At 71.2% G+C, this 18,893-nt stretch carries 18 protein-coding genes; 7 read left to right on the forward strand and 11 right to left on the reverse strand.

Going from position 1 to position 18,893, the window contains the following annotated elements; all coding sequences use genetic code 11:
* Nucleotides 1-14: 14 nt before the first annotated feature.
* Nucleotides 15-587: a TetR family transcriptional regulator gene (locus AB0F72_RS27540; protein ID WP_360436586.1), complete on the reverse strand. Its 573-nt coding sequence runs from the start codon at nucleotides 585-587 to the stop codon at nucleotides 15-17.
* 217 nt (nucleotides 588-804) lie between these two features.
* The gene (locus AB0F72_RS27545; RefSeq protein ID WP_360436588.1) at nucleotides 805-1,128 is read right to left on the reverse strand and encodes a putative quinol monooxygenase; all 324 of its coding nucleotides are present in this window, start codon (nucleotides 1,126-1,128) and stop codon (nucleotides 805-807) included.
* Between the two features lie 116 nt (nucleotides 1,129-1,244).
* On the opposite strand from AB0F72_RS27545, the gene AB0F72_RS27550 reads away from it, so the two are divergent.
* The 3 genes from AB0F72_RS27550 to AB0F72_RS27560 all read left to right on the forward strand — a co-directional run bounded on the left by AB0F72_RS27550 (nucleotide 1,245) and on the right by AB0F72_RS27560 (nucleotide 3,895).
* Nucleotides 1,245-2,129 carry a LysR family transcriptional regulator gene (locus AB0F72_RS27550; RefSeq protein WP_360436590.1) on the forward strand — a complete coding sequence of 295 codons (885 nt, stop codon included), beginning with the start codon at nucleotides 1,245-1,247 and terminating at the stop codon, nucleotides 2,127-2,129.
* Between the two features lie 78 nt (nucleotides 2,130-2,207).
* Nucleotides 2,208-3,659: a polyprenol phosphomannose-dependent alpha 1,6 mannosyltransferase MptB gene (gene mptB, locus AB0F72_RS27555; protein ID WP_360436592.1), complete on the forward strand. Its 1,452-nt coding sequence runs from the start codon at nucleotides 2,208-2,210 to the stop codon at nucleotides 3,657-3,659.
* Nucleotides 3,660-3,718: 59 nt separating this feature from the next.
* A complete protein-coding gene (locus AB0F72_RS27560; protein ID WP_360436594.1) occupies nucleotides 3,719-3,895 on the forward strand; it encodes a hypothetical protein in 177 nt (58 codons plus the stop codon).
* Here AB0F72_RS27560 and AB0F72_RS27565 read toward each other — a convergent pair.
* Nucleotides 3,868-4,956 carry an FAD-dependent monooxygenase gene (locus AB0F72_RS27565; RefSeq protein ID WP_360436596.1) on the reverse strand — a complete coding sequence of 363 codons (1,089 nt, stop codon included), beginning with the start codon at nucleotides 4,954-4,956 and terminating at the stop codon, nucleotides 3,868-3,870. The two genes, AB0F72_RS27560 and AB0F72_RS27565, sit on opposite strands and share 28 nt — an antisense overlap.
* Nucleotides 4,957-5,152: 196 nt before the next feature.
* On the opposite strand from AB0F72_RS27565, the gene AB0F72_RS27570 reads away from it, so the two are divergent.
* Nucleotides 5,153-5,584, forward strand: a complete 432-nt coding sequence (locus AB0F72_RS27570; RefSeq protein ID WP_360436598.1) for a MarR family transcriptional regulator — start codon at nucleotides 5,153-5,155, stop codon at nucleotides 5,582-5,584.
* 6 nt (nucleotides 5,585-5,590) lie between these two features.
* On the opposite strand, the gene AB0F72_RS27575 is transcribed toward AB0F72_RS27570, so the two are convergent.
* From AB0F72_RS27575 to AB0F72_RS27585, 3 genes are read right to left on the reverse strand one after another with little or no spacing between them, the layout of a single operon-like run.
* Nucleotides 5,591-6,034 carry a hotdog domain-containing protein gene (locus AB0F72_RS27575; RefSeq protein WP_360436600.1) on the reverse strand — a complete coding sequence of 148 codons (444 nt, stop codon included), beginning with the start codon at nucleotides 6,032-6,034 and terminating at the stop codon, nucleotides 5,591-5,593.
* On the reverse strand, nucleotides 6,031-7,041 hold the full coding sequence (locus AB0F72_RS27580) for an aldo/keto reductase (RefSeq protein ID WP_360436602.1): 1,011 nt from the start codon (nucleotides 7,039-7,041) through the stop codon (nucleotides 6,031-6,033). Before AB0F72_RS27580 ends, AB0F72_RS27575 begins: the two co-directional genes overlap by 4 nt.
* A 35-nt stretch (nucleotides 7,042-7,076) precedes the next feature.
* A complete protein-coding gene (locus AB0F72_RS27585; protein ID WP_360436603.1) occupies nucleotides 7,077-8,609 on the reverse strand; it encodes an FAD-binding protein in 1,533 nt (510 codons plus the stop codon).
* A gap of 239 nt (nucleotides 8,610-8,848) precedes the next feature.
* Here AB0F72_RS27585 and AB0F72_RS27590 point away from each other — a divergent pair, with 239 nt between their 5' ends.
* A complete protein-coding gene (locus AB0F72_RS27590; RefSeq protein ID WP_360436605.1) occupies nucleotides 8,849-9,613 on the forward strand; it encodes a hypothetical protein in 765 nt (254 codons plus the stop codon).
* A gap of 95 nt (nucleotides 9,614-9,708) precedes the next feature.
* On the opposite strand, the gene AB0F72_RS27595 is transcribed toward AB0F72_RS27590, so the two are convergent.
* From AB0F72_RS27595 to AB0F72_RS27615, 5 genes are all read right to left on the reverse strand, one after another.
* The gene (locus tag AB0F72_RS27595; protein ID WP_360436607.1) at nucleotides 9,709-11,262 is read right to left on the reverse strand and encodes an MFS transporter; all 1,554 of its coding nucleotides are present in this window, start codon (nucleotides 11,260-11,262) and stop codon (nucleotides 9,709-9,711) included.
* Nucleotides 11,263-11,339: 77 nt separating this feature from the next.
* A complete protein-coding gene (locus AB0F72_RS27600; protein ID WP_360436609.1) occupies nucleotides 11,340-11,855 on the reverse strand; it encodes a hypothetical protein in 516 nt (171 codons plus the stop codon).
* A 205-nt stretch (nucleotides 11,856-12,060) separates the two neighbouring features.
* On the reverse strand, nucleotides 12,061-12,828 hold the full coding sequence (locus AB0F72_RS27605; RefSeq protein WP_360436611.1) for a glucose 1-dehydrogenase: 768 nt from the start codon (nucleotides 12,826-12,828) through the stop codon (nucleotides 12,061-12,063).
* Nucleotides 12,829-13,010: 182 nt separating this feature from the next.
* A complete protein-coding gene (locus tag AB0F72_RS27610) occupies nucleotides 13,011-13,913 on the reverse strand; it encodes a serine hydrolase (RefSeq protein ID WP_360436613.1) in 903 nt (300 codons plus the stop codon).
* Nucleotides 13,910-14,797 (reverse strand): LysR family transcriptional regulator, encoded by an 888-nt coding sequence (locus AB0F72_RS27615; protein WP_360436615.1) that lies wholly within the window; start codon nucleotides 14,795-14,797, stop codon nucleotides 13,910-13,912. The genes AB0F72_RS27610 and AB0F72_RS27615 overlap by 4 nt, the downstream gene beginning before the upstream one ends.
* Before the next feature lie 82 nt (nucleotides 14,798-14,879).
* Between AB0F72_RS27615 and bla the strand changes: the two genes are divergently transcribed.
* Nucleotides 14,880-15,809 carry a class A beta-lactamase gene (gene bla, locus AB0F72_RS27620; protein ID WP_360436617.1) on the forward strand — a complete coding sequence of 310 codons (930 nt, stop codon included), beginning with the start codon at nucleotides 14,880-14,882 and terminating at the stop codon, nucleotides 15,807-15,809.
* Between the two features lie 233 nt (nucleotides 15,810-16,042).
* Nucleotides 16,043-18,802 carry an AAA family ATPase gene (locus AB0F72_RS27625; RefSeq protein ID WP_360436619.1) on the forward strand — a complete coding sequence of 920 codons (2,760 nt, stop codon included), beginning with the start codon at nucleotides 16,043-16,045 and terminating at the stop codon, nucleotides 18,800-18,802.
* Nucleotides 18,803-18,893: the final 91 nt, after the last annotated feature.

Genomic DNA, 18,893 nt, shown 5'->3' on the forward strand with positions numbered 1-18,893 from the left:
CGCGGTGTCGCGGGTCAGCCGTACAGGATCTGGCGCAGCGTGCCGGCGAGGTAGCCGACAAGGTCCTCGGGGACGAGGTCCGCGAGCGGGCCGGTCCGCACCACGTACCGGCTGAAGGTGACGCCGATCAGGTGCGCTCCCAGCAGGTCGACGCGAATCTCGGCGTCGGGCCCGTCGAGCAGCGGCCGGTAGGCGTGGAAGCTGCGTTCGCGCATCGCCGCGTAGAGCCGGGTCGCCGCCTGCTCGTCGGTGGCCGCGCTGCGGATCAAGGCGATGAACGGGTCGTTGCCCTCGGCTGCCTCCATGCGGTCGACGTACGCACGCGCGATGCGCTCAGGGACCGCGTCCGGCTCGCCGGGCATCAGATCCTCCAGATCTCCCGATCCCGGCATCGCGGCGAGGAACAGCTGCTCCTTGGAGCCGAAATGCCGCATGACCAGCCCGTGGGTGACGCCGGCTCGCTGGGCGATCTCCCGGATGCTCGCACGGGCGTAGCCCATCTCGGCGAAAGCGGCACGGGCGGCGGCCAGGATGGCGGCACGGTTCAGTTCCGGGTTACGCCGGTGCTGGCGGCGTTCAGCGATCACCACCGCAGTGTACAAGCGGTCATTAAGCGTGGCGCTCCGGAGCGCCGGCCACCCCCGATTGGACAGCGACGGCATGCCGATGGACATGCGATGACCTCGCGGCAGCGGGGGCAACCGCGAACAATGGCCGACATGGGTCCGGCCACTTCACCCCCTACTCGTCGTGGCCGGACTCACCGATTCAGAGCGGTTGCGCAGCCTTTCCGCTATCCCGGAGTCAGCGCATTTCGGCCTTGGCCGGATCGCCCCACCGAAGCGGCTTCAGAACCTTGATGTCGGGCGCGGCACCGAGAACTTCCGCGGCGCCGGCAAGGGCTTCGGTCAGGTACGGACGGCTGTTGTGTTCGGCCAGCGCCTCGGCGGATTCCCAGCGCTCGACCACCACAACGGTCAGCGGGTCGGCGGCGTCGGTGTGCGCCGCGTAGGTCAGACAGCCCTCCTCCTCGTGGGTTCGGCGCACCACCTCGGCGATCACCCGGTGCGCCTGCTCGACGCGGTCCTCCCGCAGACGAAGGACCCCGACCACGATTACTGAACTCATTACGAATTGCTCCCGATTTATCGGTGACGTGTGGACGGAACAATTCCATCACCGTCGCGGGCCGCCACGGAAGTTCGCGACGATCATGGTGGGGATGATTCGAAGGAATAGCTGACTTGTCTTCTGCGACAGAGATTGACCTACGACAGATCCGGCATTTCCTGGCAGTGGCCCGGGACCGGAATTTCACCCGCGCGGCAACCGGTCTTGGCATAACCCAGTCAGCACTGTCGCGCAGCATTCGTGGCCTGGAGCAGTCCATCGGCGCGGCGCTGTTCGAGCGTCGGCCGCGTGAGGTGACGCTGACCGAGACGGGCCAGATTCTGCTGAGGGAGACCGCCGATCTCGACATCCGGGCCAGCGCGGCAGTGGCCCGGGCACGGGACGCCGGCCGACCGGCCCGGCTGCGGGTGCTCGCCCGCGGCTGCGACTCGGCGCTCGCCGGACGGATCGTGGACGGCTACCACGCCACCGCACCGGCCGTCCCGGCACAACTGAGCTTCTCCGACCCGCTCACCCATCCCGACGCGCTGCGCGCCGGCGCGGCCGAGGCCGCGTTCCTGCGCTTCCCGTACGACCAGGCCGGACTGGACGCGGAGGTGCTGTTCACGGATCCCCGGGTGGCCCTGGTGGCACAGAGCCATCCGCTCGCGGCGCGGGGCCGGGTGGACCTGGCGGACCTGGCCGACGACCCGGTCACCGTCCCGCCGGTGAGCACCGAGGCGGAGCGGGCGTACTGGGCCGCCGCCGACCTGCGGCCACGCAGGTGGCGCCCCGGCCCCGACGCGCGCGACTCCCTGGACATTCTCGCGGTGGTCCGGCACGGTCTGGCGATCTCTTTCGTACCGGCGTCGATGCTGACCGGTGTAGCGCTTGACGGCCTTCGGTCGCTGACCGTGGACGGGCTGTCGCCGAGCCTGGTCACCATCGCCTGGGCTGAGGACGCCACCGCGCCGGCTCTGGCGGCCTTCGTCCGGCACGCCTGCTCGGCCAGCATATAAACCGGGTTTATACACGGTGTGTATAGTGGCACTCCGATCGCTATACACACCATGTATACACGTTAGGTGCAGTGCAGTATGTCCGTAATTGAACGCACTCCGATACGCCGCCTCGACGCCCACGACCCCGGGGCCGGCATCCGCCGTCCGCTGGTGCTCGGCGCCGCGGCCACGACACTGCTCGCCCTGGTGACCATCGGACTGCCGATCCCACCGGCAGCTGTCGTCGCCACGAGCCTGATCGCGATGGCGGTCGTGGTGTCCGCCTGGCTGGCCGTGCGCCGCCGGCTGGGCGCCATCACCGTCACCCAGCTGTACCGGATCATCCTGTGCTGGGGCCTGCCCCTGATGGCGGCACGTCCCCTGTTCAGCGGCGACGTCTGGAGCTATCTCGCGCAGGGCGAGATCGCCGCGACCGGGTCGGACCCGTACCACAGCGGCCCGGCGCAGGCGCTCGGCATGGACTCTTCGCACACCCAGCACGTCAGTCACTACTGGCTCGACACCCCAGCGCCCTACGGCCCGGCCTGGCTGGTCCTGTCGCGCACCGTGGCAGCCCTCACCGGCGAACACCTCACCGCCGGAATCCTGCTGTATCGCCTGCTCGCGGTCGCGGGCCTCGTGCTGATCGCCTGGGCGCTGCCGCGACTCGCGCAGCGAGCCGGCGTGGCCCCCGCCACCGCCGTGTGGCTCGGCCTCCTGAACCCGCTGACGCTCTGGCACCTGGTGGCCGGGGCGCACAACGACGCCATCATGATCGGCTTGATGCTCGCCGGGCTCGAGCTCGGCCTGGCCGGCCTGCAACACTCCGGCGCCACCGGCACGGCTCGGTTGCTCGCCGCAACGGCTGTCCTGACGGCCGCCGCCAACGTCAAGATCGTCGCTGCCGCGGCCGTGGTCGTCCTGGCCGCCGAAGCAGCACGCCGGCACCCGCGGCCCCTCGTACCCGTGCTGGCGGTGACAGCGGTGGCCGGCCTGGGCACTCTGGCGCTCTCCGCGATCGGCGGCTTCGGGTGGATCACCGCCCTCCGCGGCGGCACCGCGGTCTACAGCTGGATGTCCCCCAGCACCGCCATCGGATTGCTGGTGGGCGGCTTCATCGAGCCGGAAGTGCCGTCATTCACGGCCGCTACCGTCACCGCCACCAATCTGGCCGGCGCGCTGGCGGCCATCCCGATCGTGGTGCGGCTCGTTGCCGCGGTGTTCCGCGGACAGCGCCATCCGGTGCACGCCCTCGGCCTGATCTTCACGGCCGCCCTGTTGCTCGGTTCCGTCGTGCAGCCCTGGTATCTCCCGTGGGCGATCACGGCGCTCGCCGCGACCGTGCACGACGAGCGCCGGCGAACACTGATCGTCGCGGTGAGCGCCGTGTTCGCTTTCGCGCTGCCGGCGATCACTCCCACCGCAGCGGCCGATCTGATCATCGGCTACCTCGTCGCTGCGGCCACGGTCACCGGCACGCTGCTGGCCCACCGGATGAGGCCGGCCGCTCGACGGCTCCGGCGGCGGACGGTTCCCGGCAGCGTGTGATCTGGTTACGACCGGTCCGGTCCGCCTAGCCTCGCTCAGGCACGCTGAGGAGGCGAAACGTGAACATGCTGAGCAGCCGGTGGCACGCCGGGCGACGATTGCTGCGCGAGGCCGCGTCCCTGCTGGCCGCCCTCATCGCGGTGGGCAGCTGGTATCTCACGCACCCCCGCAGCGGTCCGGAAGACGACGACATCCGTGCTGGTCCCGGTCACGGCCGGGTTCGCAGCGGCCCGTAATCGGCCTGGAAGATCCGTTCCCCGGCCGCGCGCAACACCGGCCGACGTACCAGGCCAGGCAGTTTACGGGTGCGGTCGCGACGGGCGGCCCGCTCGTGGACCCAGCGCACCCGCTCGCGGCGGCGCAGCTCGAAAGCCCGCAGCGCGTCCCCGGCGGTCGCCGTGGACAACAGCTCGCCGAGGACGAGCGCGTCCTCCATGGCGAGGGCGGCGCCCTGGGCCATGTTGGGTGACGCGGCGTGCGCGGCGTCGCCGACCAGCACGAGCCCGGGCAGGACCGGCGAGTCCATCTCGACCCGGCGGATCGGGGAACGGTAGGCGTCCCCGGCCGTCCGCAGAAGATCCGGCACCGGCCCGCCGAAGTCGGCGAACAGGTCACGCCAGTCGCCGGGTCCGGCCGAGGCGTCCGTACGGTTCACGTCGGCGTAGCAGTAGGCGTCCCCGTTGCCCAGCGCGACAGTGAGGAAACTGCGGCCGTTGGCCATCCGAACGGTCCAGTCCTGCAGCTCCGGGCGCCCGGTCACCAGGAATCGCCAGCTCATCTGGCCGAGGTAGACGGTACGCGCGGCCGGAAACGCCAGCCGGCGAACCGTCGAGTTGATGCCGTCGGCCCCGACCACCACGTCGTAGGTACCGCGCGACCCGTCGGCGAACCGCACCGTGGTGCCGCTGATGCCGGTCACCTCGGTCTCGTAGCGCACGGTTTCGTCGGGCAGCGCGTCCGACAGCACGGTTTGCAGATCGGCCCGTCGCACCGCCACGCTGGGGCCGGTGTCCCCCCACAGCCCCTGCTGGTCGATGTCGGCGAGCAGGCGGCCTCGGTGATCCAGCAGACGCTGCCGGGCGATCGGGTGCGCGACCTTGTCCACCGCCGCTCCCAGATCCAGGTCACGCAGACAACGACCGGCATTCGCGGGGAGGAACATCCCGTAGCCCGCGGGCTCGGCCCGGGCCGAGCGATCGACGACCTCAGCGGTGATGCCGTGGAGCAGGAGGGCGCGTGCCGTGGCGAGCCCGGCCGTCCCCGCGCCCACCACGAGAACCCGCGGGTGGTGTTTCATGAAGCTGTTTCTCCTTCGAGGAATGGATCTGCCGGCCGGGAGCGGTTCGGCGTCTGTCCACCGCACGCCCACCCGCAGCTCACCGGCGCTCGGATCCGCATCCGGGCCGTTGACGCCACCGCGCCGGGTGCCCAGCCTTGAGGTCGGCTCGTGATGCCTTGCCGCACCGGGGCAGCGGGTGAGATGGGTGGGGGAAATGCTTGAACAGGAGTTCGACCGGCAGCTGCGTTTCGCCGTCCACGCGCTCGACGCGGCGCACCGCCGAGTGTTCCGGGAACTCGACCTGCCGTTGACCTATCCGCAATACCTCGTGCTGGCGACCCTCAGCCGGCGGGGACCTGTGACGGTCCGCGAACTGGGCCGCGCCCTGCGACTGGACTCGGGAACCCTCTCGCCACTGCTGCGCCGTCTGGAGACGGCCGGGCTCGTGCGCCGGGTGCGCAGCGCCGATGACGAGCGCTCCGTGGTGGTCCACCTGACCGAGGGCAGTGCCGCCATACGCCGGCAGGCGCGGCTGGTGCCGGGGCGGATCGCCGCGGCCGCCGGCTTGGAACAGTCCGAGGTACGGGCGTTACAGCAGGCGCTGAGCAGACTCACCGCGTCCTTGGACACCTTCAACGATCAGTGAGAACCGTCAGTAGGTCGCTGTCTCGGTCAGCAGAAGCTCGGCCGCTTGCCGCGCCTTGTCGCTCAACGGCGCCGGTCCCATGGCCACCGGATCGACGTTCACATTCACCCGCCGCCCCTCGGCATGCACCACGCTGCGGTCCGCCGAGAGGATCCGGAAGCCGTACACCAGGCTGCTGCGGCCGACGCTCTCCAACCAGAAGTGCACCACCGGCTCACACACCCCGATGATCGGCACGTGGTAGGAGATGCTCAGCTCCCGTACCGCCAGGACGGCCTCGGTGAACGCGGACTGCCGCGGGTCCGGGCTCCAGCCGTGCTCCGCCCAGTAATCGGCGGCCGCCCTCTCGAAGAGCAGCGCGTACCGGGAATGGTGCAGCAGCCCCATCGCGTCCAGTTCGTCGAAGTGCACCCGGACCGGCGTCATCCGGCCGTGACTCGGGACAGTCATCGAATTTCCTCTCCTTCGCCGGACGCGAGCCACTCCCGCTCCGGATCGGTCAGTGACACCTCGACAGCGGCTCGCACGAGTTCCAGCTGGTGAGGAGTACGCGGTGCGATGACAGCGCCGCGGACCTTCGGCGCCGTCAGCACCCAGGCCAGCGCGAGCGTGGCCGGCGCCAGATCCCGCCGGGCCGCGGCCTGCCGCAGGCGGTACAGCACCCGCGTGAAGTGCACCGGGTCGACAGTGGAGTGCCAGTCCGGCAGCAACGCCCCTCGTGAGCCGGCGGGTGGCTCCGCACCCGGCTGGTACCTGCCGGTCAGCAGACCCCCCGCGAGCGGGCTGAACGCGGTGAACCCGACACCGTAGTGCTCGCTGGCCGGGATGGCGCCGGCCTCGTGACCGCGGTCGAGCAGGTGGTAGCCGCCCTGCATGTTGACCGGTCCGCCCACGCCCGCCAGCGTCGCGGTGGCAACAGTGTCGGCCAGCAGCTGCCCGCTGACGTTGCTCAGACCGTAGTACCGGATCTTGCCCTCGTGGACGAGCTCGTCGAAGGCCGTCACGGTCTCCTCGATCGGAGTATGCGGGTCCGCGACGTGGGTCAGGTACAGGTCGACATAGTCGGTTTGCAACCGCCGCAGACTCGCCTCGATCTGCGCTCGGATGTGACGCCGGGAAAGGCCGGCGTCGTGCTCACCCGGCCCGACCCGGTTGCCCACCTTCGTGGTCACCATGACCTGGGCGCGCACCCCACGGCAGGCCATCCATCGGCCCAGCCATTCCTCGGAACGGCCGCCACCGTACGAGTCAGCGGTGTCGAACATGGTGATCCCGGCATCCAGTGCCCGGTCGAGCAGCGAGTACGCGGTCGACTCGTCGTCGCCCAGCCCCACCGCCTCGGCCGCCGAGCCGATTCCGCCGAAGTTGCCACATCCGAAGATCAGTGAGGGCGTCCGGAGGTCGCTGCGGCCCAGCCGGACCGAGCGCATGCCGACCCTGGTCGAATCAGGCGCCATGACGTTGTGGTCCTCCTCTTTGAGTCGCTGTCCGATCAGGCCGGCGCGATGTTGTGGTTGAGCCGGAACATGTTGTTCGGGTCGACCTTGCGTTTGATCGCGGCGAGCCGCTGGTAGGCCTGTGGCTGGTAGGCCCGGCGCACCGCCTCCGGAGCGACGTCGGCGGCGGCCATGAAGTTGACGAACATCTGGCCGGTGGCCCACGGCTGAACGGCTTTGATCACCGCCTCCTGGGCGGCGGCGATCGCCGCCGCGTCGGTGGGCCGCCCCACGCCGGCGACGAACAGGGTGAAGGCCGCGTCCCGGTTCGACACCGCGTTCGGCGTGGCCGGCTGCCGGCCCAGTGCCCCGCCCAGCTGCCTCATCTCGATCATCGACAGGGGGAAGGCAGCCTTCGGCCCGGCGGCGGCGATGAGCACGTCGATCGCCTCCGGTGTCAGCTCGCGCAGCAGGGCGGTGCGCTCGATGGCGGGGACGGGGTCGACCGGATCGGCATGGACGCTCGGGAACGCGGCGAAGGGGATCTCCCGGACGCCGTCGATGAGCGGCTTGGCCGCGGCCCGCAACGGCGCGATCAGCCGTGCGCCGGTGGCGGGCGAGCCGAGGTACGAGACACGCACGGTGGTCACCAGTTGCCCCCGCAGCGGAGCCGGAACCGCTTCGACATCGGGCATCCGCAGCAGGGCCGCCGAGGACGACATCGCGTCCGGCACGGTGGAAACCCATTTCCGGTACGCCTCGAGGACCTTCTTGGCGTCCTGACCGGAGAAGAACATGGCCCCGGCGAACAGTTTCGTGACCGGGAACAGACCGAACTCCATCGCGGTGACGACGCCGAAGTTGCTCTTGCCACCGAGGACGGCGAAGAACAGGTCCGGGTCGGTCTTGGCATCAACGGTACGGAGGGCGCCGTCGGCCGTGACGATCTCGAAGTTGCGCACGTGGTCGGCGGCGTACCCATGGGCGCGGCCCATCATCGGACTCAGGCCTCCACCGACCGTGTAGCCGACCACGCCGACGATCGGGGTGGAGCCGGCCAACGGCGCCAGGCCCGACTTCACCGACTCGTCGATGACGTTCTGCCACAGGGCGCCGGCCTGGACGCGTGCGGTGCGCTTGGCCGGGTCCACCTCGACGTTGCGCATGGCACGGGTGGTGACCAGGACAGCGCCGGGCTCCACGGACCGGATCGCCTGGTGCCCGGTCGCCAGGACGGCCACCGCGGCGCCCTTCTCCGCGGCCAGGCGCACCGCCGCCTGCACATCACTCGCCGCCGCGGCTGCGATGATCACCCCGGGCCGGTGCTGGACGGTCAGGTTGTAGGTCTTCACCTCGTCGGCGTAACCCGCGTCGCCCGGCAGCAGCGCCTTGCCCCGCAGCCCGGACGGCAGGTCCGCGCGGGAGAAGGTGGCGGGCGACGAGCCGGCGCCGCCCTGCGGAGTGCCGCTCTCGTCGCCGCAGGCGGCGAGGAACGAGGCCGTACCGGCGGCCACACCCATGCCGAGCACGGCACGCCGATGAACTGTGGGCCCGGCGTTCGGATTGAGGTTCACTGTTCTCTCTTTCATAGGTGACGCTGCTTTGTTCATAGGTGACGCTGCTTGCCGCGAGCGGTGGTCCAAGCCTTCGCGGGCCGGACCGCACCGCCGGCCCGGACCCGCGCCGATCCTGCATCAGGTCGTTGCTCATCTCTTGCCGTGCGGCAGTCCTCCGCCGTCCGCAGCGCGCCGGCATCGGTTCCGGAAGTGGACAACGCTGGGCGGCTCACGGCCTGGTGAGCGGCGGTGAACAAGGCCACCGTCGGGGTATGAGTGTGAAAAGTGCGATGGCAGTCGGCGCGGTCGACGCGATGGCTGCCGCAATGGAATGGCTGGCTCAGGCGACCCCTGGCGGCCTAGCCATGCGAGGCCGCGACGGCGCTGTGCTGGCGGTCACCGGCGCCCGGGTGCCCATGCTGAACGGCATCACCACGACCGCGGAGACGCCGGATGCCGACGCGATCGCCGAGCTGGCCACTCTCGTGCCCGATGGGATCCCGTGGAGCATCGCGACCCGTCGCGAGCCCTCGGGGGCCGTCCGCGAGGTGGCCCGGCAGCACGGTCTGACCCGGCAGATCTCGGTTCCGCTGATGGTCCGGGGACGAGACCCGCTTCCCGGTTTGATGCCGGTGGGTGGACGGATCCGGCTCGTCGGCGCCGACGAGGTGCCGGTGGCGGCCGGAGTGATCGCGGCCGGCTTCGAGGCGCCCCCGGAGGTGTTCGGGGCGATGCTGACGGCACCGGTCCTCACCGGCGCCGGCGCGCAGACCTACCTGCTGACCAAGGACGGCATGCCGGCCTCGACCGGTCTGAGTCTGCGCCAGGGCAAGCGGTTCGGCCTGTTCAACATCGCCACGCCGCCCGAGCATCGCCGGCGCGGATTCGCGTACGCCGTCACCCAACGGATGCTGCTCGACGGCTTCCTGGCCGGTGCCGACTACGCGTACCTGCAGGCCAGCAAGTCCGGACGGCCGCTGTACGAGGAACTCGGGTTCCGCACCGTGGAGAACTGGACCTACCTGGTCCCGGAATGATGACCGGCCGGTGACCGGGACGACGTGGCCACCGCCCGTTCAGGTGCACGGCGCCTGGACGAGAGCGGTGGCCACGCCGGTTCTGCCGGCTTCCCTCACCGCGCCGGGCGCCGGGACCGGAACAGCGTCACGATCACGACGGCCATCAGCAGGCCGGCGCCCGCACTGAGCCACAGTGCCTGGTCGAAGGCGGAGTCGTAGAGCAGCCTCAGCTCCGCCAGGACACCCGGCTGCCCGGAGGCCGGGGCGGATGCGCCGGCCTCGTCGAGATTTCCGGCCACGGCGGCGTCGACGTCGACCACCGAGCCGAGACGGGACGCGACCGAATCGGCCAGGACCGTGGCGACCACCGATCCGAAGACCGCGACCGCGACCGCTTCACTGCCCAGCCGAAGGGTGTTCAGGAACCCGGCGGCCATCCCGGCCTGGTCGGCGGGAACCATGGCCAGCGCCTGCCCGTCCACCACGCCGGCGCAGAAGGCCATCCCGGTGCCGACGGCGATCAGGGGGAGCGCCAGTACGGTCAGCGACGCCCCCGGTTCCAGCAACGCGAGTCCCGCGTCGCCGGCGACGATCAGCAGCAGACTGATGATCACGATGGTCGAGGCGCGCACCCCCCGGCTCATCAGCGCGGCGGCGGCCAGCGGCAGGACCAGCATGGGAGCGGTGAGCAGGAGCAGGATCAGGCCGGTCTGCCCGCTGCTGTACCCGCCCACCGCCGCCAGATGGGTGGGCAGGAACGTGAGCAGGGTGATGAAGCCGAACGAGGCGACCACCGGGACCAGGCAGAAGGCCAGGTAGCGCGGGTTGCGCAGCATCCGCACGTCGAGCACGGGACTGGGGTGGCGCGCTTCGAGCACCGCGAACGTCACGAAGGCCAGGGCCGAGGCGCCGAGCAGCGCCACGGTGCCGGCGCCGGTCCATCCCCATACCGAGGCCTGGACGATGCCACAGGTGAGCAGCAGCATCGCGACGATGAACAGGATGCTGCCCACCGGGTCACCGGGTGCGCGTCGCCGCTGCGCCGCCGGCTCGACCGGCATGACCAGCGGCACGGCGGCCAGGACCACCAGCAGCGCCCCCGCGTGGACGGCGAAGATCCAGCGCCAGCCGAGCGTGGCCAGCAGAGCGCCCGACAGCAGGGGACCGAAGGCGATACCGACGCCGGAGACGGTGCCGAACAGGGCGAACGCCCGCATCCTGGCCGGGCCGGAGTAGAGCGCGGCGAGGATGGCGCTGCCGCAGGTGAACACCGCCGCGCCGCCGATGCCGGCCAGGGCGCGAGCCACGTCGAGGACGACGATGGTGGGCGCCACCGCGCTCAGCACCGACGCCCCCGCGTAGAGGGCCGCGCCCAGGACGAACGCCCGGGTTCGCCCGATGCGGTCGGCCGCGGATCCCCACACCAGCGTGAAACACGCGAAAGTGACGTTGAACCCGTTGAGCACCCATTGCAGCGGTGCGACAGCGGCGTCGAGGTCGGCGCCGATGGCCGGCACGGCGAGCGCGGTGCCGGCCACGGCCGTCGGTACGACGAAGGCCGCCAGCAGCACCGTGGCGAGGGCCAGGGCCGGTCGCCGAGCTCGTGGTGCCGGGTGCGGTGACGATTGCGGGGCGGTGCCGACCGTGTCGGCTGAACTGAGTGGCATGCGTCCACCTTTGCGAGATGATTGTCATTACGGCAAAATTCTTTGCCGTTTTCGCAACGAGTGGACGTCGGTGGCGCTCAGCCCGGCACGCCGGCCGGCTCGTCGACGAAGGCGACAGTGGATGTGTACTGCTGGTAGAGCTTTACGCCGGTGGGCACATCGACGGTCTCGAACTCGAGCATCGTGGCGAGGCCTTCCAGCTCGGCCGCGGCCGCCTCGGCGGCACTCACCCGGGCCACCAGGTCCTCCGAGCGCAGCAGGTTGCTCGCGACGGCCGCGACGATGGACACGATCAGCGCGGTGAGGCAGAGCGCCTGCCACACCACTGATTCCTTCGGGAGGTGGAAGACCTCCTGGACCAGGTTCGAGAACGATTCGCCGCCGACCGCGGGGCCGGCGACCAAACCGGCGGAGACGGTGCTGGCGACGACCCCGACCAGTCCGAGGCGGGCGCTGCGTGGGCGCACTTTTCGCAGGTACCGATCGATGGCCGACCGGCGTTTCTCGATCCGGTCCAGCAGGACACTGCGGCGCTGGTCCGGGGAACCGACCCCGGCCTGGTCCGCTTCGGTGCCGTTGTCGCTGGTCATCATGGCCTCCTGGAAGTACGCCGACTCGCGGTGCCTCGGCCGGCGACACGGGCGCGAGCCCGGCCGCTGGTCGCGATCGTCCACTCTGGTCGGTATTCCCGATCACCCGACAGTCCGCGCGCTGTCCAGGACAGCCCAGAAAGGTGACCGGGCCTGGCCGGCCTTGCCGATGACCGCCCCGCCTACCGGCAAGGACCAGCCGGGCGGCTCAGTCAGCGGTGGCGGCCTGCGGCACGTAGCCGAGCAGCCGGCCACCGTCGGCGATGAACTCCGACCCGGTGGAGAACGCGGCCTCCTCGGAGGCGATGAACAGCACGAGCGAGGTGATCTCGGACGGCTGGGCCAGCCGGTCGACGGCCAGTGCCTCCAGGTCGGTGAAGAGCACCTCGCCGGTCTCCGGCGAGACCGTCATCGAGGTGTGCACGGCGCCCGGGTGCACCGAGTTGACGCGGACTCCGTCGCGAGCGAGCTCCAGCGCGGCGACCTTGGTGAGACCGCGCAGCGCCCACTTCGTGGTCGTGTAACCACCGAGACCGGGAACGCCCATCATCCCGGCCACCGAGGACACGTTGACGATCGAGCCGCCACCCGCTTTACGCAGCGACGGCGCGACGGCACGGATGCCGAGGAAGGCGCCTGTCACGTTGACATCGAGCACCCAGCGCCAGGTCGCCGGATCGGTCTGCTCCAGGCCACCGAGGCTGGCCACGCCGGCGTTGTTCACCAGCACCGACACCGGCCCGAACTTCGTCTCCGTGTCGCGGACCACCGTCTCCCAGGCCGCCGCGTCGGTCACGTCCAGCGGCATGAAGACCGCCTGGTCGCCGATCTCCTTGGCCACGGTGTAGCCCTCGTCCTCGAGCACGTCGGTCAGGACGACGTTGGCGCCCTCCGCCGCGAATCCACGGGCGTGGCTGGCGCCGAGCCCGCGTGCCGCTCCCGTGATGATGACCGTCTTGCCGTCGAACCTGCCCATGGCGTTCTCCTCTGTGTCGGATCCCGATGCCGGGTGGCCGACCGGGCGGATGATCGGCACGCTGGGTGCCTCTCACTCCCTCTCACTGCCCGGTCGGCCCTTGCCCCCTCATCGGCACGGTCGACGATGCCGCGTCGCGCGGGTCCGTCACATCGGCGACATCACCTAACCGCGACGGCGGCTCATTGCGAACGCAGATGGTCGTGCAGCTCCCGTGCGGCCTGCGCCATCGCTGCCTCGGCGGCCGGCTGGACGGCGGCCGGCACGCTGGACTCGGTCAGCGCCGCCACGGCGAGCACCCCGCCGTCGTCGTGCTCGACCACTCCCACCTCGTGCCGCAGGTTGAGCAACGTGCCGGTCTTGGACGACCACCGCGACGCGTCCGAGCTGAAGTCCGGCGCCAGCCGATGCCGGATCAGGTTGTTCGCCATCAGCTCCCGGGTCCGGGCGGCCACACCGGGCGCGATCCGCGACGGTGTCCACAGCGCCTGCAACAGGTCGACCAGAGCGCGCGCCGTTCCGGTGTTGGCCCGCGCGACGTCCAGTTGCGCGACGGCGTGCCCCCGCGCCGCGGTACGGGAGCCGATCGCCAGGGAGTGCGCGAGATGAGCGTCGCTGGGCTCGAAGCGCTCCACCGGCGTCTCGACGAGATCCCGCATCAGGTGACGCACGGCGATGCCGGAGATCCCGGCCTCGCGCAGGCACCGGTCCACCTCGGCCGGCTCAACCAGCCCGAACAGCGCGTCAGCGGCGGTGTTGTCACTGATCGCCGTGCTCAGGTAGAGCAGGTCCTCGACCGCGATGCGGGCCGGGTGACGGAACCTGGTCAAGCCGGTGGGTCCCCGCGAACTGATCCGCCCCGGCTCGACGTCCAGCATCGTGCCGCCGTCAAGCCGGCCCTCCTCGATCTGTTTCAGGACGGCGACAGCGAGCGGGATCTTCACCACCGAGGCGATGGGGTACTCGAGATCGGGCTCGATGCCGATCTCTGCGCCGCTCGTGAGGTCGCGCACCAGGAAGGAGCCGGACAGGCCCGCGTCGGCCAGACGCTGACGCAGGTCGCGCAGCAATCGGTCGGTCGTCATCGCGGCCCTGACCCCTCCGGCTGCGCGCCGAGGCAGAGCCCGACATGGTGACGCAGCGGCCCGCGGAAGCGGTCGGCGTCGCCGATGATGGCGGCGGACACCTCGTAGCCCCGGCCCACCGGGTCCCCGGTGAGCGGCCGCCAGTACAACTCCAGCTCTTCGGCCTGCGCCGCGGAGCACAGCAACAGGTTGTCGGTGCGCACCACGTCGGAGACGGCGGCGGTCAGCGTCGGTGCCACCGCTATCTGCGCGGGCATCAGCGCGGCGCGATTGCCGAGCTGTGTCAGCCGGTCCCGGACATGGGCCACGTCGTCCTCCGGCTGAATCCAGATCCGCCGCCAGGCCGATCGGGCCCGGCCCGGCCGTAGCGTCTCGATACGCGTCGGCTCCGTGCCCTCGTTGCGGGCCGATCCCAGCCCCAGCGGAACCACCCAGGTGGCCTCGCCCGGCGGGACCGCTACCAGGGCTGCTCGCACCTCGCCGGCGGAGAACGAGGCGAACCGGGCCGATGGGCCGGCCGGCCGGAAGTCGAGGATGGCGCCCTCCCCTCGCGCGGCGGCGTCCAGCAGCGCCAGCTGACGGATCGGGCAGACGTCCGGAACGCTCAGCGGCAGAGGACGCAGCTTCGCCTGTTCGACGTCGTGGTCGAGCGTGTCCGCCAACTGCACCAGCCGCTTGGCCGGCGGCAGCATGTCGCGGCCGAAGGCCGTGAGGACGGCGCGCCGGGCGGCGCGGTCGAACAGCTGCTCGCCGAAGCGTCTCTCCAGGGCCGCAACGCGCCGGCTGGCGACCGGCTGGGGCACCCCCGCCGCGGCGGCGCCCAGCGTGAAGCTGCCCTTCTCCCCCACGTGCACGAACACCCGGCACGCCTCGATCAAGTCCATGAACTCATGTTATGCCACTAACGCATGAGACTCCGCATCACAGTCTTTGACGACATACCAGCGGCACAGCAAGCTCTTGACCATGTTCTTCGCATCTCAACGCCCCGCCGGCTTGGCACTTCCCGTCGTCCTCGCCGTGGCGCTCCTGTCCGGCTGCGGCAACAGCGACAGCGACAGCACGTCAGCGCCCGCCGTGCCCGCTACCGCGGCCTCCGCATCGGCCGCCAGTACCACGGACATCGCTGCCTTCGACGATCTCGAACGCGAGTACCGCGCACGGCTCGGCGTCTACGCCCTCGACACCGGCTCCGGCCGCACCGTCGCCCACCGGCAGGACGAGAGATTCGCCCACGCGTCCACCTTCAAGGCGCTGCAAGCCGCGGTGGTGCTGCGCGACGCCTCGGACCAGGACCTCCGACGCGTGGTGAAGTACAAGACCAGTGACCTGCTGGAGTACGCGCCGATCACCTCCAAGCACGTCACGACCGGCATGACCGTCAGCGACCTGCTGGCCGCCTCCGTGCAGTACAGCGACAACACCGCCGCCAACCTCCTCTTCAAGGAGGTCGGCGGGCCGGACGGTCTCGAACGGAAGCTACGGGAGCTCGGCGACGAGACGACGAACGTCGACCGCATCGAGCCCCACCTCAACGAGGCGACCCCCGGCGACGCCCGGGACACCAGCACGCCGCGTGCGCTCGGCACCGACCTTGCGCAGTTCGTCCTGGGCGACGCACTGCCGGCCGAACGGCGTAAGACCTTCACCGACCTGCTGGTGGGCAACACCACCGGCGACACCTACATCCGCGCCGGTGTGCCCGACGGCTGGAAGGTCGGCGACAAGACCGGCAGCGGAGGGTACGGCACCCGCAACGACATCGCCGTCGTCTGGCCGAAGACCGGCGAACCGATCATCATCGCCGTCCAGTCCGACCGCGGCGTCAAGGACGCCGAGTCTCAGGACGCCCTCATCGCCGAGGCCACCGAGGCCGTCGTGGCGGCGCTGCGCTGAGCCGGTCCGCGGCGGGACCGGCGCCGGGTCCCGCCGCGATCACCGGCGAACAGCGGCTGCACACCCGATGACCTGGCGCCCCCGCATCGGACGACACACGGTGGTGCCGGTGGGCCCAACCGAACCTCGAGGACGACCATGAGCAGATCAGGCCGCGTTCACGCCGACCCGTCGGCGCCAGGCATTCCCGTCCCGCGCACCGTGCCGGGCGCCACCGGCGATCGGTCACTCGCATGAGGCTGGTGACCACCCGGTCCGGCCGGCGGGAGCCGGCCGGGCACCGGGCGCCCCGGCCGTTACTGGGACGCCGGCCGGAACGCGAGCGGCTGCGCGACCTCCTCGACTCCGCTCACGCGGAGGCCGGGACCGCGCTCGTCGTCCACGGTGAGGCCGGCGTCGGCAAGACAGCGCTGATCGAGACCACGCTCGCTGAGCTGCCGCCGGTTCGCACGCTGCGGGCCGACGGCACGGAATTCGAGACCGCACTGGCGTTCGCCGCGCTGCACCAACTCGTCGCGCCCCTGCTGAACACGCTCGACGCGCTGCCCGAGCCTCAGCGGCAAGCGCTTGCCGTCAGCTTCGGACTGGAGACCGGGCCCGCACCGGACCCGTACCTGGTGGGGCTCGCCGTCCTGTCGCTGCTGTCCGCCGCGGCCCGCGACGAGCCCGTCGTCTGCGTGGTCAGCGACGCGCAATGGCTGGATCGGTCCTCGGCGCGGGCGCTGTCGTTCGCCGCTCGCCGGCTCGCCGGTACCCGCGTCGCGATCCTGCTGGAGCTGCGCGGCACCGACCGCCTCGGCGATTTCGACGCGCTGCCCGCCTTAGCGGTGGAGCCGCTGCCGGACCACGACGCCCGCGCCCTGCTCCTGTCGGCGCTGCCCACTCCACTTGACGAGCAGGTCCGGGACCGCATCCTGGCCGAGGCCCGTGGCAACCCCCTCGCCCTGCTCGAACTGTCGGCGGCATCGGATCCGGTCGAGACGGCCGGCGGCTTCGGCGTACCGGCCGGTGACACCGGCCGGCTCGAGAGCCTGTTCCGACGGCGGCTGGCCGGCCTTCCCGCCGAAACCCGGCGTCTGCTGCTGCTCGCCGCTGCCGAACCGGTCGGCGACCCGGTCCTGCTGTGGCGCGCCGCGCACCGGCTGGCGATCCCGCTGACCGCTACCGTGCCCGCCGAGGACACCGGCCTGTTGCACGTCGACGTCCGGGTGCGCTTCCGGCACCCGCTGGTGCGATCGGCCGCCTACCGCGCCGCCTCACCGACCGAACGTCGCCGCGTGCACGCCGCCCTCGCCGAGGTGACCGACCGGCGACGCGATCCGGACCGGCGCGCCTGGCACCGGGCGCAGGCCGCCGCCGGACCCGATGAGGAACTCGCCGCCGAGCTCATCCGATCCGCCGGGCGAGCCCGTCTGCGTGGCGGCCTCCCGGCCACCGCGGCCTTCCTGGAACGGGCCGCGGCCCTCTCCCCCGACCCGGACCGACGCGCCGATCGGCTGCTCGACGCCGCGCAGTGCTGGCTCGACGCGGACCTCCCCGACGAGGCGCACCGGCTCCTCAGCGCCCTCGACGAGCCGGCTCTCCATCCACGGAGCCGAGCCCGCCACGCGGCGGTTCGGGGCCGGCTGGCGTTGTCGGTGCGGCACTTCCTCGACGCCGTACCCGCACTGCGTCAGGCCGCGACGCTCCTGGAGTCGGTGGCGTCGCCCGACGCTCCCGAGGCACATCTCGATGCCCTGCTCGCCGCCGTCATGGCCGGCACCGGGACGGAGCAGCCGAGACCGGCGACAACCGTCCCCTCCACCACCACCGGCCTGCTGCTGAGCGGGATCACCGGGATCCTGGACGGTCACCGGGTCCAGGCCACGCCGCGGCTGCGTGCGGCGCTGGCCGACACGAAGGCACCGGTGTGGACGCCCCGCCCACTGCTGACGGCACTCGTCGCCCTGGAGATGTGGGACCTGTCCGCCTACGAGCAGATCCTCGGCCTCAACGCGGAGCGGGCACGGACCGCCGGCGCCTTGACACTGCTGCCGCAGACGCTGGAGGCGCTGGCCGGAGCGGCGGTCGCCACCGGTCACCTCGGCCGGGCCGAGCAGCTCCGTGACGAGGCGGCCGACCTCGGCAGCGCCGTCCACGACTCACCTGCGAACTATTGCGGCCTCTACCTCAAGGCTCTGCGCGGTCCGCGGGACACCGCCCGCGCCGCGATCGAGGAGACCCGCCGCGACGCGGCCGCACGTGGCGAGGGGCTGCTGGTCGGCTACTCCTATCTCGCCGGCGCCGTCATGAACAACGGCACCGGCGACTACGCGGACGCCATCACCGCGGCCCGATCAGCGTGGGAGGTGATCCCGTTCGGCTTCACCGGCATGGCGCTGCGCGAACTCGTCGAAGCCGCGGCCCGCGACGGTCAGCCACAGCGAGGCCGCATCGCCTTCGCAGCGTTGCGCGAGCGCACCCGAGCCGCCGGGACGGCATGGGCCCTCGGCACCGAGGCGACTTGCGCGGCGCTGCTCGCCGAGGGGCAGATCGCCGAGCGCCACTACCGGACGGCGCTCGACCATCTGGAGCAGGCGGGAGCCGGACTGGAGCGAGCCAGGACCAGCCTGCTCTACGGCGAATGGCTACGGCGGCAGCGCCGCCGCGGCCAAGCCCGCGAACATCTTCTCGCGGCGCACGACGCCTTCACCGCGCTGAACATCGACAGCTTCGCCGAACGCGCCGCACGGGAACTGCGGGCCACCGGCCAGCGAACTCGCCGCGGGAAGGCCTCGGTCACCGTCGCGGAACTGACTCCGCAGGAAACGCATGTCGGCAGGCTGGCCGCCACCGGAGCCACGTCCAAGGCGATCGCCGCTCAGCTGTTCCTGAGTCCTCGCACGGTGGACGCTCACCTGCGCAGCATCTATCGCAAACTCGACATCAGCTCGCGCCGGGAGCTGTGGGGCACCATTCTGGACAACGGCGGCCGCAACGCGATGGCCGGGTGAGCGTCCCGGCCGGTCGCCTCCGCTGCCCGCCGGCTGTCCATTCACAGCCGGGAACAGTTCGCCTGCCTTTTCCAAGGCTTCCGGCCGGCTT

The sequence above is a fragment of the Actinoplanes sp. NPDC023936 genome (assembly GCF_040639325.1).
Classification (GTDB): Bacteria; Actinomycetota; Actinomycetes; order Mycobacteriales; family Micromonosporaceae; genus Actinoplanes.